Genomic DNA, 15,595 nt, shown 5'->3' with positions numbered 1-15,595 from the left:
CCATGAAAGCCCTTCAGATCGCCGCCAGCGGCATGGCCGCGCAGCAGATGCGCGTCGATGTCGTCTCCAACAACCTCGCGAACATGTCCACCACCGGCTATAACGCCCGGCGGGCAGAGTTTGCGGACCTGCATTATCAACAGGTTGCCCGCCCCGGCACCATCTCGGCCTCGGATGGCGCCATGCTGCCGACCGGCGTCCAGATCGGCATGGGGGTGCGTCCGGCCTCGGTCTCGGTCATCCTGGCGCAGGGGTCGCTTGCGCAGACTGGCGGCGATCTCGATGTCGCCATCGAGGGGCGCGGCTATCTGGAGGTGACGCTGCCCTCGGGCGGCGCGGCCTATACCCGGGACGGCGCGCTGAAACGCACCGCCGAGGGGCTGATCGTCACCTCCGAAGGGTATGAGGTCGCGCCGGGCATCACCATTCCCGCCGACAGCCGCAGCATCACGATCAACGCCGACGGCGAGGTCTATGCCTATTTCCCCGATCAGGTGCAGCCGCAATTGCTGGGGCAGCTGAACCTCGCCGGTTTCACCAATGAAAAGGGGCTGGAGGCGATCGGCAACAACCTGTTCCTGGAAAGCGCGGCCTCCGGCCCGGCCTTGCAAGGCCAGCCGGGCACCGACGGGCTCGGCACGCTGCGCCAGGGCTATCTGGAGGAAAGCTCGGTCGATTCGGTGCGCGAGATCACTGAACTGATCAAGGCGCAGCGCGGCTATGAGCTGAACGCCAAGGTGATCACCGCCGCCGATGAAATTCTGGCCGCCACCACGCAGGTGCGCTGATGCGATTGCTGCTCTGCCTTGCCTTGCTGCCCGGCCCCGCCCTGGCCGAGACGGTGGTCGCCCGCCACACGATCCGCGCGAATACCATACTGACCGAGGCCGATCTGGCCCTGCAACCCACCGGCACAACGGGCGCGCTGGACAGTATCGACCTTGCGATCGGGCAAGAGGCACGGGTCACGCTCTATGCCAATCGCCCGATCCGCCCCGAGGATCTGGGTCCGCCCGCGCTGGTGGATCGCAACCAGATCGTCACGCTGATCTATGCGACCGGCCCGCTCAATATCCACGCCGAAGGCCGCGCCCTCGCGCGCGGCGGCCTGGGCGATGCAGTCCGGGTCATGAACCTGTCTTCCCGAACAACCGTGTCCGGCTTCGTCGCTGCGGATGGCAGCGTGCGCGTCGGCCCTGCACCCTGAAGGATCCCGATGCGCCGTCTCATTCTCAGCCTTCTGTGCCTCTCCGCCTGCGGTCGCCTGGGCGAAGTGGGCAAAGCGCCCGATTTCACCCCGGTCGCCGGCAGTGACCAGCAACATGCGATGTATGTCACACCGCTGCCGCGCGACCTGCCGCAGACCCTGCCGACCTCCTCCTCCTCGCTCTGGGCCTCTGACCGCGAATCGCTGTTCGGCGAACGGCGCGCGCAACGGCGCGGCGATATCCTGACCGTGGTGATCGAGATCGACGACAGCGCCGAGATCTCCAACACCAGCGGGCGCAGCCGCGCCGGCAGCGACACGATGGGCATGCCCTCGCTGTTCGGCATCCCCGAACGCCTGAACGAACACCTGCCGGACGGCGCCTCGATGGACGAGGCGGTGAATACCAGCTCTGCCTCCAGCTATCGGGGCAATGGCACCGTCAAACGCAATGAGAAGCTCGAGCTGCGCGTGGCCGCGACCGTGGTCGAGGAATTGCCCAATGGCGTGCTGCGCATCGAGGGCCAGCAGGAGGTGCGCGTGAACTATGAGCTGCGCGAACTGCTGGTCACCGGCTATGTGCGGCCCGCCGACATCTCGCGCCAGAACGAGATCGGTTACGACAAGATCGCCGGCGCGCGGATTTCCTACGGTGGGCGCGGCCAGATCAGCGATGTGCAGCAGCCGCGCTATGGCCAGCAGATCACCGACGTCCTGCTTCCGTTCTGAGGTCACCGATGAAGAAGCTGTTGATCCCCATCGTGCTTGGCGTGATCGGTCTCGGGGCCGGGGCGGGGGCGGGCCTCATGCTGCGCCCCGCCCCCGCCGAAGACACCGCAACCGATGACCACGCGGCCCCCGCCGCCCATGGCGAGGCGGTAGCGCCCGGACATGACGCCGAACAGAGTGACGAACATGCCCCGGAATATGTGAAGATGAGCAATCAGTTCATCATCCCGCTGATCCGGCAGGATCGCATCGCCTCGGTCGTGGTGCTGTCGCTCAGCCTGGAGGTCACCGCCGGCCATGCCGAAGATCTCTATGCCCGCGAACCCAAGCTGCGCGATGCCTTTCTTCAGGTTCTGTTCGACCACGCCAATACCGGCGGCTTTGACGGCGCCTTTACCGAAAGCCGCGCGATCGACCGGCTGCGCGTCCGCTTGCGCGAGGTCGCCCTGGCGCAGATGCCCGATCTCGTCAGCGATGTGCTGATCACCGATATCGGGCGCCAGGATTCCTGACACCCCGCCGGTGCGCCTCAGCGCCGGCTCAGCCGATCCAGGATGGTCGCGCGACCGAAGGCGGTCTGCGCGGCCATTCGGCTTTCCTCGCACCGGCTTTCCTGCGCGGCAAGCTGCCGCCCCAGCTCGCTGCGCCGCCCGTCGGCCCAGGCCTGATAGGCCAGCGCGGCACGCGCCGCCGCCACCGGGTCAAGCCCCTCGGCGGGCCGTTCCTCCAAGGCCGCGATCCGCGCGATAATGCCCGCGCGCAATTCACGCTGCCGGCGTAGCTCTTCCAGCTTGCGATCGCTCAGCAGACGGGCAATCTCGGCCAGCTGGCCCAGGCGCTTCTGGTCGGTCATGGGGCATGTCTCCTGGCTTTGCGGCGCATCGCCTCGGCGAAACGGATGGCGGCGGCGACCGCCCGATAGTGATCCCGCGGGATTTCCGACCCGATCCTGACGCTGGCATGCAGCGCCCGGGCGGTTGGCGGATCGCTGTGGATGGGCACGCCCGCCTGCTGCGCCTGGTTGCGGATGCGGGCGGCGATCTCGTCCACGCCCTTGGCGACGCAGACCGGCGCCCGCCCGGAGGCACGATCCCATTTCAGCGCGACCGCGTAATGCGTCGGGTTGACGATGACGACATCGGCGCCCGCCACATCCCGCAGCATGCGGTTCAGCGCGATTTCCTGCCCACGCTGGCGCCGCTGCGCGCGACTATGCGGGTCGCCCTCGGCCTCCTTGTGTTCATCGGTCATCTCTTGCCGCGACATCCGCGCCTCGCGCCGATGGCGCAGGATCTGCCAGATGTAATCCACCAACCCGAAGCCAAGCGCCACGACCAGCACCACCGCAAAGAAGTCCCGCAAGAGCAGGAGCAACACCACCTGCCCCGCCGGCACCGACAGCGCGGAACTCGTGAGCATCAGGTCCAGCCGCGAGCCGAGAAACAGCGCGAGGATTGTCGCCACGACCCCCAGCTTCATTCCGCTTTTCAGGAATTCGAACAGGCCGTTCGGGCCAAACTTGTTGCGCGCATTCGACAGCGGCGAGATGCGCGACAGGCGCGGCATCAGATTTGCGGGGGTGAAGATCACGGCCTTTTGCACCACAAGCACCAGGAGCACCGCCGCCATCGGCAGGACAAAGAGCGGCAGCAGCGGCCAGAGGGGCGCGAGGACGACGCGCCCGAAGCCCGGCCGCGCCGCAGCAGTCAGTGCGGGGGCCAGTGTCTCGGCCCGGGCCAGCGGCTGCATCAGCGCCTCGCCCATCTGCCGGAGCATGGCCGGCCCCAGTGTCACCATGGCCAGCACGAAGCCCGCATAGGCGGCCGCGGTCAGCAGATCCTGCGACCGGGGGATCCGCCCCTCCTTGCGCATGTCGTCCAGCCGTTTCTGGCTGGCCTCAAACGGCTTTTCCTCGTCCTCGTCGCTCATTTCGGCACCGCCAGGGGGGCGGACAGTGTCGTCTCCAGCGCGCCGTGCCAGAGATGGAGCATCACGGGCGCGGCCATGGCCAGCAGCGCGATCCCCCCCAGGGTAATCGCCGGGGCCCCGATCATCGCCACCATGAGCTGCGGCATCGCACGGTTGATCACGCCAAGTGCCATGTTGTAGACCAGCGCCGCGATGACAAACGGTGCCGCCAGCGAAAGCCCGAGCGACAGGCAGCGCGCGGCCTGCGCCACGCTCCATTGCGCGAAATCGGCAGCCGCCAGCGGCGCGCCGACCGGCAACAGATCATAGGACAGGATGAACATTTGCGCCGCGCGCACATGCAGCCCGAGCGCGACCGCCAAAGCCAGCCCCGCAACAGTGAGGAAGTGCCCGACCACCGGCTGCGGCTCTCCGGCGCCACCGAAAAGCTGTGCGAGGGAAATGGATTGCGCGATGATCGCCCCCGCCGTCTGCAAGGCAAAGACCAGAAAGCGCAGCGCCAGCCCCATCGCGGCGCCGACCGCCATCTCGGCCAGCATCAACATGGGGGTGAGGACGGGGGCGGGTGCGACCGCCGGCAGGACAATCAGCGAAAACGCAATGGCGATGCCCAGGCGCACCCGCGCGGGCAGGGTCGCTTCGCCGAATGCCGGCAGCAACGCCACCGCCGCGCTGACCCGCAAGAACACGACGAACCAGCCCAGAAAGACCGGCTCCGCCAGCCCGGCAAGACGGGCGAAGATGCCCATCAGCTCGGTCATGCGGGCACCACGCCGATCATGGCCGGCCGCGCCTCGAAGCCGATTTCCTCATAGGACAGGACCGGCGTCGGCAGGCCCTTGGCCCCCAGCACCGTGCGCAGGAACCGGCGCCGCGCGGTGGAGGTGACGACCGCGGCCTGCGTGCCGCTTTCGGCGGCCTTGGTCAGCTTTTCAGCCATGGCATTGGCCAGGCGGCTGAACTGGTCGGGCGGCAGCGCCACATCGCGCAAACCGCGATCGCCGTCGATCTGATAGGTAGCAAAGGTGCGCTCCCATTCCGGGGCCAGCTGCAACAGGGGGATGGTGCCATCGGCGCGCTTCAGCTCTGCCACGATCTGAAAGCCGAGCCGCTGGCGCACATGTTCGCAGACCGCCTCGGGCGAGGGCAGGCCGCGCGCCTCGGCGATGGCCTCCAGCACCATGGGCAGGTTGCGGATCGAGACCCGCTCCTCCAAGAGCAGCTTCAGCACCGTCAGCAGCAGATCGACCGGCACCCGATCGGGCACAAGTTCATCCAGCAGGCGCTTGTTGGCGGCCGCCCGGGCGGGGTCGGTGACATTGGTGAATTCGTCCAGCAACCGCCTGAGCGTCTTGAGCGTGAGCAGCCTTGCCAGATTGGCCTTCAGCACCTCGAGCAGATGGGTCGCCAGCACCTCGGGCGCGGTGACCACGGTCAACCCCGCGAGGGCCGCGGTTTCCTGATCGTCAGGCAGGATCCAGCGCGCCGGGGCGCCATAGACAGGCTCGCGCACATCCATTCCGTCAGGCGCGGCGACGCCCTCGTTCAGCAGGACCAGCACCCGGTCAGGGATCAGCCGGTCGCGCACCTTTTCCACGCCTTGCAGGCGCATCCGATAGGTGCCGGGCGGCAGCGTGGCGTCATCGGTCAGCCGGATCTCGGGCAGGATCAGCCCATAGGCGGTGGCGATATGGGTGCGCATGTTCTGGATCCGCACATCCAGCCCCGTCGCGGGATCCAGCACCATGGCCACAAGATTTGCCGCGAATTCGATATGAATCTCGTCGAAATCGAGGATGTCCCCCATCGAACGGCGAGGCGGCGGGGCGGGTGCCTCGTCAGCCTCGGGTTCGGGCAGGGGTGGATGGCGCATCCGGTACCAGGCCGCGCCCGCCAGCGCCAGCGCCCCGGCCATGAAGGGCAGGAACGGCAGCCCCGGCACCAGGCCGAACAGCGCCAGCAGCACCGCCACCGTGCCCAGCGCGCCGGGATATTGCCCGAGTTGGCGGAAAAACGAGATATCGACCGACCCCGTCGTGCCGCCACGCGCCAGCAAAAGCGCCGAAGCGACCGAGATGACCACGGCGGGGATCTGGGTGACCAACCCGTCGCCCACCGTCAGTATTGCATAGGTTTCAAAGGCTTGTGCGGCGGGCATGCCATGGACCACGATGCCCATGATCAGCCCCATCACCAGGTTCAACCCGGTGATCAACAGCCCCGCAACGGCATCGCCCTTGACGAATTTCGACGCGCCATCGAGCGAGCCAAAGAAATTCGTCTCGGCGAGTTCGCGCTCGCGCCGGGCCTTGGCCTCGGCATGGGTGATGGCGCCGGCGGCCATGTCGGCATCGATGGCCAACTGCTTGCCCGGCATCCCGTCCAGCGCAAAGCGCGCGCCAACCTCGGCCATGCGGCCGGCGCCCTTGGTGATGACCATGAAGTTCACGATCAGCAGGACGCAAAAGATCACCAGACCCAGCAACAGACTGCCGCCCATGATGAAATTCGCGAATCCCTCGATCACATGACCGGCGGCGGCGGTGCCGGTATGGCCCTGCCCGATGATCAACTTGGTGGACGATACGTTGAGCGACAGCCGCAGCATCAGCGACGCCAGCAGGATCGTCGGAAAGGCCGAAAAATCCAGCGGGCGTTCTACGAAGAGCGTGACGGTGAACATCAGGATCGCCAGCGCGAACGAGGCCGCGAGGCCGATATCGAGCAGAAAGGCCGGCACCGGCAGCACCATCATGGCGACCACCGCCATCAGCGCGAGGGCAAGCAGGATCGTCGGCTGGAACAGCGTGCGGGGGCTGATGCGGATCATGGCAGCCTCGCGAACAGCGATCCCATGCCGGAGCGGCGCGGCACCAGCGACCCGGCCCCGCCCGCCGCCCCCGCCTGCAACAGCGGATAGGCGTTCACCCGGGGCGGGGCGGCCCCGGGCAGGTCAAGCGCGGCAAGATGCAGCGGCGCGGGCTGCACCCCATCAAGGATCTCGGCAAATCGGCCGGCATAGCGTTCGGCGAAACTGTCCGTGCCGGAATGATACGCCCCGGCGGCGCGCACCCAATCGCCGGTTTCACGGTATTTTCCGGCGATGAACCGCGCGGCATATAGCGCATTGGCCTCGGGGTCGAACATCGTGGCCAGATCGGGAAAGCGCATGCCGTGCCAGCGGTGATTCAGCTGGAAACAGCCGATATCGAGATTGCTGTATCCCAGCGATAGCTGGGCCTGCACGAAATCCTGCGCGGCGGCGGCGGTGTCGAACCAATGCCCCTGCCCGGCCTGATTGACCGCCCAGGGCCAGGGTTGCAACTGGCCTTGCCGGTTGCGGCCGGTTTCGGCCCGGGTCAGAGCAAGCATCACCTCCACCGGGACGCCGGTCTGCGCGGCGGCGCCGGTCGCCGCACGGTCGCAAAGATCGGCCTGGGCCAGCCCAAGGCCGGGCGCGAGAAGCAGAAGGGCGAGCAACAACAGCCGCAACGGCATGGTATCGGATTCTCCGAAGGCATCGTTTCCCCGAAGCCTAGGGGCCGAATCTTTCCAAACCGTTAGCTTTGTTCGCCTTTCAACCCATCGCGCAGATCGCCGACCGGGCGGCGCAATAGCGGCGATGCCCGGCATCGAAAGCCGGCACCAGCGCCGTTACCGGATCGACCACGCGGGCGATCGGCGGCAGGGTCGCGATCTCTGGCCCGGCGCCGGTCGCGGCCATCAGCGCCAACCGCGCCGCGCCGAAAGCACCGCCGAAATCACCGGCCTCAGGCAGCAGGACCGGCACCTCCAGCGCGGTGGCAATCGCCTGCAACCAATAGTCCGAACGCGACCCACCGCCGACGGCGATCAGACGCTCCAGCCGGGTGCCGGTCGCGGCCAGTGCATCGCGGCAATCGCGGATCGCAAAGGTCACGCCTTCCAGCACGGCGCGGGTGCCGGCGGCGCGGTCGGTCGCATGTTCCAGCCCGGTAAAGGCCCCGCGCACGGCGGCGTTGTTCAGCGGCGTCCGCTCACCGCCCAGATAGGGCAGGAACACCGTCTTGCCCGGCGCCTGCACCGCACCCAGTTCGGCGGTCAGCGCGGCGGCGTCACGATCGACAAACCGACCATACCAGTTGAGCGCATCTGTCGCGGCCAGGATCACGCCCATCTGGTGCCAGGTATCGGGCAGCGCATGGCAAAAGCTGTGCACGGCGGTTTCAGGCGCCGGCTGATAGCCGTCATTGGCGGCAAACAGCACGCCCGAGGTGCCCAGGCTGACAAAGGCATCGCCCGCGCGCACCACGCCCACCCCCACGCCCGAGGCGGCATTGTCGCCCCCGCCGCCCGCGATCACCACGCGGTCGGACAGGCCCCAGCGCCGTGCCAGTTCTGGCCGCAGCTGCGCCGAGACGGCCGACCCCTCGACCAGTCGGGGCATCTGCGCCCGGCTCAGCCCGGTTTCCGCCAGCAGCCGGTCGGACCAGTCGCGCGCGCCGGTATCGAACCAGCTTGTCCCCGCCGCATCCGACATTTCGGCGACATGTTCGCCACTCAGCCAGAGGCGCAGGTAATCCTTCGGCAGCAAGACCTTGGCGACGCGATCCCAGATCTGCGGCTCGTGCTTGCGCAGCCAGTCGAGCTTGGGCGCCGTGAAGCCCGGGAAGACGATATTGCCCGAGATGCGGCGGAAATCGGGGCGGGCATCCAGCGCGGCGGCCTCGGCATGGGCGCGGGTATCGTTCCACAGGATGCAGGGCCGCAAAACCCGGTCGTCGCGGTCCAGCAACGTGGCGCCGTGCATCTGCCCCGAAAGCCCGATGCCGCGCACCGCTGCAAGGCTGATCCGGGCCGCCAGCGCTGCCATCACCGTTTCAGTCGCGGCGACCCAGTCCTCTGGGGCCTGCTCGCTCCAGCCCTCGGCGGGGCGCTGCACCGTCAGCGGCGCCGAGGCCTCGGCCAGCACGCGCTGATCGCCATCCATGACCAGCCCCTTGAGGCCGGATGTGCCGAGATCGAGACCGATGAACATGGACAATCCTCCTTGTGCCGCGCTGTCGTGCCACCGCGTTCTGAATACGGCCTGCGCCGGCCCGCGTCCATTGCGGATTGTTTGCGCAAACATGCTATCCATTGTCGCGCAGCCCGTGCCACACACAAGATTTTCAGGACGCGCCCCGCCTCTGTCATTGAGGTTGCACCGACAAGCTGCGATAGTTTTCGCCATATTCTCGGGGGAGATCGCGCATCCATGTGTGCCTTGCGTCCAGCGGCGGGTTGGGCCGCGCTTGCAGTCGCGTCCTGGGGGCTGACACAGCCCGCTCTGGCTGATGACCGGGTGACCTTTGTCGTGACCGGGGCCCATGCCGCCGCGGTGGAAGACGACCTGCGCGCCGCCTCGGCCGTGCTGGCGGCGCGGCGCGAAGACAAGATGACGGCGGAAGATCTGTTTGCCGCCGCGCGGGGCGAATATGCGCCGCTGGTCAATTCGCTTTATGCCCTGGGTTATTACGCGCCGGTGATCCATGTGCTGATCGACGGGCGCGAGGCGGCGGCGATCCCGCCGCTGGATGCGCCCACGCGGATCGGCACCGTGGCGGTCAGCATCGACCCCGGTCCGAAGTTTACCTTTTCGCAGGCGCGGGTGGCGCCGGTGCCCGCTGAAACCCGCCTGCCCGAGGGGTTTGCCCGCGGCAAGCCTGCCGAAAGCGGCATCGTGCGCGAGGCGGCACAGACCGGGATCGACGGCTGGCGCGACGCGGGCCATGCCAAGGCCGAGGTCGCCGATCAGGCCATCGTCGCCGATCACCGCACGAATGAACTGGCCGCCGATATCCGTCTGGAACCCGGCCCACGCCTGCGCTTTGGCAAGCTGACGGTCGAGGGCGAGGAACGCATGCGCGAGCGCCGCATCCTCAAGATCGCGGGCCTGCCCGAGGGCGAGGTCTACAACCCCGACGAACTGCGCCGCAGCGCCGAACGCCTGCGCCGCAGCGGCGTGTTCAAGTCGGTCTCGCTGACCGAGGCCGACCAGATCCGCAGCCCCGACCTGCTGGACATCACCGCCGCCGTGGTCGAGGAAAAGCTGCGCCGCTATTCCATCGGGGCCGAGATCTCCAGCTTTGAGGGGCTGGACCTGACCGGCTACTGGCTCCATCGCAATCTGATGGGCGGCGGCGAGCGGCTGAAGGTCGAGGGCGAGATCCGCAATATCGGCGCGCAGAACAGCGGGGTCGATTACGGCATCGGCATCACGCTGGATCGTCCGGCCACCATCACCCCCGACACCACCGCCAGCCTGAAGACCGAATTCGGACATATTGCCGAAGAGGATTTCACCGCCGATATCGCGACCTTCGGGCTCGGCTTCTCGCACTATTTCTCGGATACGCTGACGGGGCGGGTGGGGCTGGAATACAGCTATGCGAAGCTGAGCGATTCCATCGACGAATACACCTACAAGCATCTGTCACTTCCGATCGGGGTGACCTGGGACAAGCGCGACGAAAAGCTGGACACGAAGAAGGGCTTTTACCTGGACGCCGAATTGCGGCCCTTCCTGGGTTTTGGCATCACCGATAGCGGCGCGCAGATCAAGGCCGACGGGCGCGCCTATGTCACCTTTGGCGACCGCCGGCCGGTGACGCTGGCGGGCCGCGCGCAGGTCGGCGCCGTGGTCGGATCAGACCTGCTGGCTACCCCGCGCGACTATCTGTTCTATTCCGGCGGCGGCGGCACGGTGCGCGGGCAGCCCTATCAATCGCTGGGCGTCGATCTGACCGAGATTTATGGTGACAAGATCGGCGGCATGGCCTTTGCCGCCGTCTCGGCCGAGATCCGCGCCCGAGTGACGGAAAAGATCGGCGTCGTGGGTTTTGTCGATGCGGGCTATGTCGGGCCGTTCGATTTCGGCGGCGGCGACTGGCATGCCGGGGCCGGCCTTGGCGTGCGCTATGCAACGGGCTTCGGCCCGATCCGCCTGGATGTCGCGATGCCGGTCAGCGGCAGCATCGACACCGGCGAAGGTGTTCAAATCTATGTCGGTATCGGACAGGCATTCTGATGAAACGGTTCCTGCTTCTGACCCTCTGCGCCCTGCCCCTTGCCGCCCAAGCGCAAGAGGATGACCGCAGCTATCTGACCGCCCTGCTGGAAGACAACCTCTCCGGCGCCGGGCGCAAGGTCACGATCACCGATTTTGCCGGCGCGCTGTCGTCGCAGGCCACGATCGGGCAACTGACCATCGCCGATGACAGCGGCATCTGGCTGACGCTCAAGGATGTGGTGCTGGACTGGAACCGTTCTGCCCTGCTGGCGGGGCGGGTTTCGGTCAATACGCTGACGGCATCCGAGATCATTCTGGATCGCCTGCCCGATACCGTGGCCGAAGACACCCCCTCGCCCGAGGCCAGCAGCTTTGCCCTGCCGGAGCTACCGGTTTCGGTGAATATCGGCGAATTGGCGGCCAAACGCATCGCGCTTGGCGAAAGCGTGCTGGGCCAGCCCATCGAGGCGCGGCTGGAGGCTGCCATGGCGCTGGCCGGCGGCGAGGGCAATGCCCAGCTGGCGCTGGTGCGCACCGATAGCGGCCCCGCCGGCGAGATCAAGCTGGACGCTGCCTATTCCAACACGAGCCAGGTGCTGAAGCTCGACCTCACCGCGCATGAGGGGGCCGAGGGTATTGCCGCCACGCTGGCCGGCCTGCCCGGTGCGCCCGCGGTCGATCTGACCGTGCAGGGCGAGGCGCCGCTGTCGGATTACACCGCCGAGATCCGCCTTGCCTCGGATGGCGAGGATCGGCTGGCCGGCAAGGTGACGGTCGCCCGGGCCGAAACCGGCGACACGGCCTTCAACGCCGATCTGGGCGGCGATCTGGCACCCTTGTTCCTGCCCGCCTATCGCGAGTTCTTTGGCACCTCGGTCACGCTCAGCGCCAATGGCACCCGGGCGGCGACCGGGCGCCTCGATCTGGAACAGTTCCGTCTGGCCACGCAGGCAATGGAGCTGGACGGCGCGCTGGTCCTGGCCGCCGATGGCCTGCCGGAGCGGTTCGACATCAAGGGACAGCTGGGGCTGGACGGCTCGCCGGTCACCCTGCCGCTGACCACCGACATGCCTACGGCGCTGACCCATGCCGATCTCGCGCTGACCTTCGATCAGGCGGCGGGCGAAAAATGGACCGCCGATATCGCCATGACCGGGCTGGAACGCGCGGATTTCACGCTGCGCGAGGCCACGGCCAAGGGCGGCGGCACCATCGCCCGCCCCGATGGCAAGGCCCGCGCCGTCGGCCTGCTGGATATCGTGGCGCAGGGGGTAGACCCCACCGATCCGGCCCTGGCCAAAGCGGTCGGCGATCAACTGTCCGGCACGGTCGCCTTTCAGTGGCAAGAGGAGCGCGACAGTCTCGAGCTGCCGACGCTGCGGCTGAACGGTACCGATTACGCCTTTGACGGCGGGCTGAGCGTGCAGGGCCTGGAAACCGGGCTGACCATGCAGGGCCAGGGCAGTGTGCGGGCCGAAGACCTGTCGCGCTTTGCCGATCTGGCCGGGCAGCCGCTGGCCGGTCGCGTCAACGGCACCCTGTCGGGCAAGACAACACTGCTGACCGGCGCCTTCGATGTCTCGGGCAAGGTGACCGGGCAGGCGCTGAAGATCGGCGTGGCCGAGTTTGACAACCTGCTGTCGGGCGACACGATCCTTGATCTGGCGCTGCGGCGCGACGAGGCGGGCACCCATGTCAAACAGTTGGATATCCAGACTGCCAGCCTGACGGCCAAGACCTTTGGCACCCTTGCCACTGCCGGCAGCGACCTGACTGCCGATCTGGATTTCAGCGACCTGTCGGTGCTGGGTCCGCAATATCGCGGCGCGCTCAAGGGGCGAGCGCATCTGCTGGGCACCGCCGAGAAGGGCAATGTGACGCTGGATGCCGCCGGCGACAAACTGGCCATCGGCATCGCCGAGGTGGACAACCTGCTAAAAGGCGCCTCGACCATCGCGGCGGCGGGCGATTATGCGGGCACGACACTTGATCTTTCCAGCCTGGAGATCAAGGCCGCCAGCCTCGAGGCGCGCGCCCGGGGCCGGCTGTCGCAACAGGGCAGCGACGTGACGGCGGATCTGGTCTTCAACGACCTGCGCGCGCTTGGCGGCGGCTATCGCGGCGCGCTGCGCGGACAGGCGGCGTTCAAGGGCACCCCGCAAGAGGGCAGCCTGACCGCCACCGCCACCGCCAGCGGGCTGGCCATCGGCCAGGCCGAGACCGACCGCCTTCTGTCGGGCGAAACCCGGCTGAACGCCGATCTCGCGCTCAAGGACGGGCGCATTCGCATCAACAATGCCACCGTTTCCAACCCGCAACTGCGCGCCAATGCCTCGGGCGAAATTGCCGGCACGCAGCGGCAGGTCAAGCTGGAGGCGGTGCTGGTCAGCCTTGCCACCCTGCTGCCCGAATTTCCGGGCCAGCTGACCGTCGCCGGCACCGCAACCGATGACGGGCGCGGCTATGACCTGAACCTGACGGCGCGTGGGCCGGGGGGCATCGACTCCAGCATTCGGGGCCGGGTTGCCGCGGATATGGCCAGCGCCGATCTGGCGATCAACGGCAGCGCCGCGGCGGGCCTTGCCAATGCCTTCATCACCCCGACCACGGTTTCGGGCAATCTGGGCTATGACCTGCGGCTGAACGGGCCGCTGGTGCCCGCCTCGCTGGGCGGCACCCTGCGGCTGGAGGGGCTGCGCATCGCCAACCCGCTCTCACCCGCCACGGTCGAGGGGCTGGGCGGCACCGTCACCCTGGGCGGCGGCCGGGCGCAGCTTGACCTGCGCGGCGGCGTGAACAGCGGCGGCAGCTTTACCGTCACCGGCAGCAGCAGCCTTGCCGCGCCCTATGCGGGCGATCTGCGCATGGCGCTGCAACAGATCCGGCTCAAGGATCCGCAGCTTTACCAGACCCGGCTGAACGGCACCGTCACCGTCAACGGGCCGCTGACGGGCGGCGCGGTGATCGGTGGTGAAATCGTGCTGAACGAAACCGAATTGCGCATCCCCAATACCAGCATCGGCGCCGCGCAGGGGCTGGATGACGTGAAACATGTGGCTGAACCGGCGGATGTGAGGGCCACGCGCCGCCACGCCGGGCTGCTGGACGAGGCGGCCTCTGGCAGCACCGGCGGCGCCGGCAAGGCCTATCCGCTGGATCTGCACATCTCGGCACCGCAGCGCATCTTTGTGCGCGGCCGCGGGCTGGACATGGAACTCGGCGGCGATCTGCGTGTCACCGGCACCACTGAAAATGTCGTGCCCGCCGGCGCCTTTGAGCTGGTGCGCGGGCGGCTCGACATTCTGGGCAAGCGACTGGTCATCTCGGAGGGGCGGCTGGAATTGCAGGGCGATTTCGATCCCTACATCCTGGTCCTTGCCTCGAACGAAAGCGACGGCATCACCAGTTCGGTCAAGATCGAGGGGCCGGCCAGCGAACCGAAGGTCAGCTTCGTCTCCTCGCCGGAACTGCCCGAGGAGGAGGTGCTGGCGCGGCTGCTGTTCGGGCGCGACCTGACCGCGCTGTCGGCCTTTCAGGCGGCTCAGCTGGCCTCTGCGGTGGCGACGCTGGCCGGCAAGGGCGGCGACGGCATCATGAGCAAGCTGCGCAAGGGCTTTGGGCTTGACGATCTGGACGTGTCCACCAATGCCGAGGGTCAGACCGAACTGAAGGCCGGCAAATACATCTCGCAGAACGCCTATACCGAGGTGCAGGTGGATGGCGAGGGCAAGGCCAAGATCAACCTGAACCTCGACATCACCGATTCCGTCACCCTGCGCGGATCGGTCGGCGCCGATGGCGGCACCAGCATCGGCATCTTCAAGGAAAAGGACTACTGATCCTCGACCGGAGGCAGGCCTGCCTCCGGCACACCCTCACGCTCGGCATCCACGGCGGCGCCGAACAGGATGGCATAGGCGCTCAGATACAACCACATCAGCAGGATCGCGACCGCCCCGAGCGAGCCGTAGACCCGGTTATAGGTGTTGAAATGCGCGAGGTAGAGGACAAAGCCGCGCGACACCGCGAACCACAGCACCACCGCCACCAATAGCCCCAGCGTCAGCAGACGCGGCTGGTGATGGTCGGCACGGTTCGGACCGAAGCGATAGGTCAGCGCCAGCCCCAGCACCACCATGCACAGCGCAAACAGCGTATTGGCCAGTTCCAGCGCGATCGAGGCCAGCGCCCCCAACGGCAGCAACGCGATGCCCAGCGGCACCGCGACCGAGGCGACCAACGCCACCAGCACGATGGCCATCAGCACCATCGTCAGCACCAGCGCGCGCAGCGTGCCGCGCAGGCTGTCGTGATCGGGGCGGTGATGCACCGCATTCAGCCCCGACATCATGCCCTGCACGCCCGCACGGGCCGACCAGAAGGCCACCAGCAGCGAGACAAAGCTTGTCCAGCCCAATTCGCTGCCATCGGCGGCCAGCAGCGCCTCGACCTGGGTATTGAGAAGTGAAAAGGCGTCTGCGGGCAGGAATTCGGCCAGCAGGATCATTTCCTGCCGGATCGCCGCAGGATCGGCCACAAAGCTCCAGATCGCGATGACAAAGGCGATTCCCGGAAACAGGGCCAGCAGGCCAAAGAACGCCACTGCGGCGGCGGCCATGCTGATATTGGCATTGCCCGCGCGGATGAATACCCGCTTCAGGCGGATGCGCAGATCCGACATTCTTCCCCCAGAAAAGCAG

The 15,595-nt window shown here is 67.3% G+C and carries 13 protein-coding genes; 6 read left to right on the top strand and 7 right to left on the bottom strand.

Annotated features, from left to right (window positions below; all coding sequences use genetic code 11):
- The first annotated feature begins 2 nt into the window (after window positions 1-2).
- Genes flgG through FOA17_RS12240 form a run of 4 tightly spaced genes read left to right on the top strand, consistent with a single transcriptional unit; the run spans window position 3 to window position 2,448 of the window.
- Complete coding sequence (flgG, locus tag FOA17_RS12255; RefSeq protein WP_149141777.1) at window positions 3-788, top strand: flagellar basal-body rod protein FlgG; 786 nt, start codon at window positions 3-5, stop codon at window positions 786-788.
- On the top strand, window positions 788-1,207 hold the full coding sequence (flgA, locus tag FOA17_RS12250; RefSeq protein WP_149141776.1) for a flagellar basal body P-ring formation chaperone FlgA: 420 nt from the start codon (window positions 788-790) through the stop codon (window positions 1,205-1,207). The genes flgG and flgA overlap by 1 nt, the downstream gene beginning before the upstream one ends.
- Before the next feature lie 9 nt (window positions 1,208-1,216).
- Window positions 1,217-1,936 carry a flagellar basal body L-ring protein FlgH gene (gene flgH / locus FOA17_RS12245; RefSeq protein ID WP_149141775.1) on the top strand — a complete coding sequence of 240 codons (720 nt, stop codon included), beginning with the start codon at window positions 1,217-1,219 and terminating at the stop codon, window positions 1,934-1,936.
- 8 nt (window positions 1,937-1,944) lie between these two features.
- Window positions 1,945-2,448, top strand: coding sequence for a flagellar basal body-associated FliL family protein (locus FOA17_RS12240; protein WP_149141774.1), 504 nt, complete (start codon window positions 1,945-1,947; stop codon window positions 2,446-2,448).
- A 17-nt stretch (window positions 2,449-2,465) separates the two neighbouring features.
- On the opposite strand, the gene FOA17_RS12235 is transcribed toward FOA17_RS12240, so the two are convergent.
- From FOA17_RS12235 to xylB, 6 genes are all read right to left on the bottom strand, one after another.
- Window positions 2,466-2,789, bottom strand: a complete 324-nt coding sequence (locus FOA17_RS12235) for a hypothetical protein (protein WP_149141773.1) — start codon at window positions 2,787-2,789, stop codon at window positions 2,466-2,468.
- Window positions 2,786-3,865, bottom strand: coding sequence for an EscU/YscU/HrcU family type III secretion system export apparatus switch protein (locus FOA17_RS12230; protein ID WP_149141772.1), 1,080 nt, complete (start codon window positions 3,863-3,865; stop codon window positions 2,786-2,788). Before FOA17_RS12230 ends, FOA17_RS12235 begins: the two co-directional genes overlap by 4 nt.
- Window positions 3,862-4,626, bottom strand: coding sequence for a flagellar biosynthetic protein FliR (locus FOA17_RS12225; RefSeq protein ID WP_149141771.1), 765 nt, complete (start codon window positions 4,624-4,626; stop codon window positions 3,862-3,864). Before FOA17_RS12225 ends, FOA17_RS12230 begins: the two co-directional genes overlap by 4 nt.
- Window positions 4,623-6,695, bottom strand: a complete 2,073-nt coding sequence (gene flhA / locus FOA17_RS12220) for a flagellar biosynthesis protein FlhA (protein ID WP_238991805.1) — start codon at window positions 6,693-6,695, stop codon at window positions 4,623-4,625. The genes FOA17_RS12225 and flhA overlap by 4 nt, the downstream gene beginning before the upstream one ends.
- The gene (locus FOA17_RS12215) at window positions 6,692-7,345 is read right to left on the bottom strand and encodes a transglycosylase SLT domain-containing protein (RefSeq protein ID WP_238991804.1); all 654 of its coding nucleotides are present in this window, start codon (window positions 7,343-7,345) and stop codon (window positions 6,692-6,694) included. The genes flhA and FOA17_RS12215 overlap by 4 nt, the downstream gene beginning before the upstream one ends.
- 97 nt (window positions 7,346-7,442) lie before the next feature.
- Window positions 7,443-8,882, bottom strand: coding sequence for a xylulokinase (gene xylB, locus FOA17_RS12210; RefSeq protein ID WP_149141769.1), 1,440 nt, complete (start codon window positions 8,880-8,882; stop codon window positions 7,443-7,445).
- A gap of 219 nt (window positions 8,883-9,101) precedes the next feature.
- Between xylB and FOA17_RS12205 the strand changes: the two genes are divergently transcribed.
- Window positions 9,102-10,913, top strand: coding sequence for an autotransporter assembly complex protein TamA (locus tag FOA17_RS12205; RefSeq protein ID WP_149141768.1), 1,812 nt, complete (start codon window positions 9,102-9,104; stop codon window positions 10,911-10,913).
- Complete coding sequence (locus FOA17_RS12200; RefSeq protein WP_149141767.1) at window positions 10,913-14,734, top strand: translocation/assembly module TamB domain-containing protein; 3,822 nt, start codon at window positions 10,913-10,915, stop codon at window positions 14,732-14,734. Before FOA17_RS12205 ends, FOA17_RS12200 begins: the two co-directional genes overlap by 1 nt.
- Here the strand turns inward: FOA17_RS12200 and FOA17_RS12195 are convergent.
- Window positions 14,728-15,576, bottom strand: coding sequence for a YihY/virulence factor BrkB family protein (locus FOA17_RS12195; protein ID WP_149141766.1), 849 nt, complete (start codon window positions 15,574-15,576; stop codon window positions 14,728-14,730). The genes FOA17_RS12200 and FOA17_RS12195 overlap by 7 nt on opposite strands.
- Between the last annotated feature and the right edge of the window lie 19 nt (window positions 15,577-15,595).

Origin of the sequence: Gemmobacter caeruleus (assembly GCF_008271655.1) — a bacterium.
GTDB classification, from domain to species: domain Bacteria; phylum Pseudomonadota; class Alphaproteobacteria; order Rhodobacterales; family Rhodobacteraceae; genus Gemmobacter; species Gemmobacter caeruleus.
The sequence above is the reverse complement of the archived record's forward strand: the minus strand, read 5'-3'. Positions and strand labels throughout refer to the sequence as shown.

Coding starts and splice junctions, on each gene's coding strand:
- xylB (WP_149141769.1), bottom strand. CDS start 8,882: ATGTTCATCGGTCTCGATCTCGGCACATCCGGCCTCAAGGGGCTGGTC.
- FOA17_RS12195 (WP_149141766.1), bottom strand. CDS start 15,576: ATGTCGGATCTGCGCATCCGCCTGAAGCGGGTATTCATCCGCGCGGGC.
- flgH (WP_149141775.1), top strand. CDS start 1,217: ATGCGCCGTCTCATTCTCAGCCTTCTGTGCCTCTCCGCCTGCGGTCGC.
- FOA17_RS12235 (WP_149141773.1), bottom strand. CDS start 2,789: ATGACCGACCAGAAGCGCCTGGGCCAGCTGGCCGAGATTGCCCGTCTG.
- flgA (WP_149141776.1), top strand. CDS start 788: ATGCGATTGCTGCTCTGCCTTGCCTTGCTGCCCGGCCCCGCCCTGGCC.
- FOA17_RS12200 (WP_149141767.1), top strand. CDS start 10,913: ATGAAACGGTTCCTGCTTCTGACCCTCTGCGCCCTGCCCCTTGCCGCC.
- FOA17_RS12205 (WP_149141768.1), top strand. CDS start 9,102: ATGTGTGCCTTGCGTCCAGCGGCGGGTTGGGCCGCGCTTGCAGTCGCG.
- FOA17_RS12225 (WP_149141771.1), bottom strand. CDS start 4,626: ATGACCGAGCTGATGGGCATCTTCGCCCGTCTTGCCGGGCTGGCGGAG.
- flhA (WP_238991805.1), bottom strand. CDS start 6,695: ATGATCCGCATCAGCCCCCGCACGCTGTTCCAGCCGACGATCCTGCTT.
- flgG (WP_149141777.1), top strand. CDS start 3: ATGAAAGCCCTTCAGATCGCCGCCAGCGGCATGGCCGCGCAGCAGATG.
- FOA17_RS12230 (WP_149141772.1), bottom strand. CDS start 3,865: ATGAGCGACGAGGACGAGGAAAAGCCGTTTGAGGCCAGCCAGAAACGG.
- FOA17_RS12240 (WP_149141774.1), top strand. CDS start 1,945: ATGAAGAAGCTGTTGATCCCCATCGTGCTTGGCGTGATCGGTCTCGGG.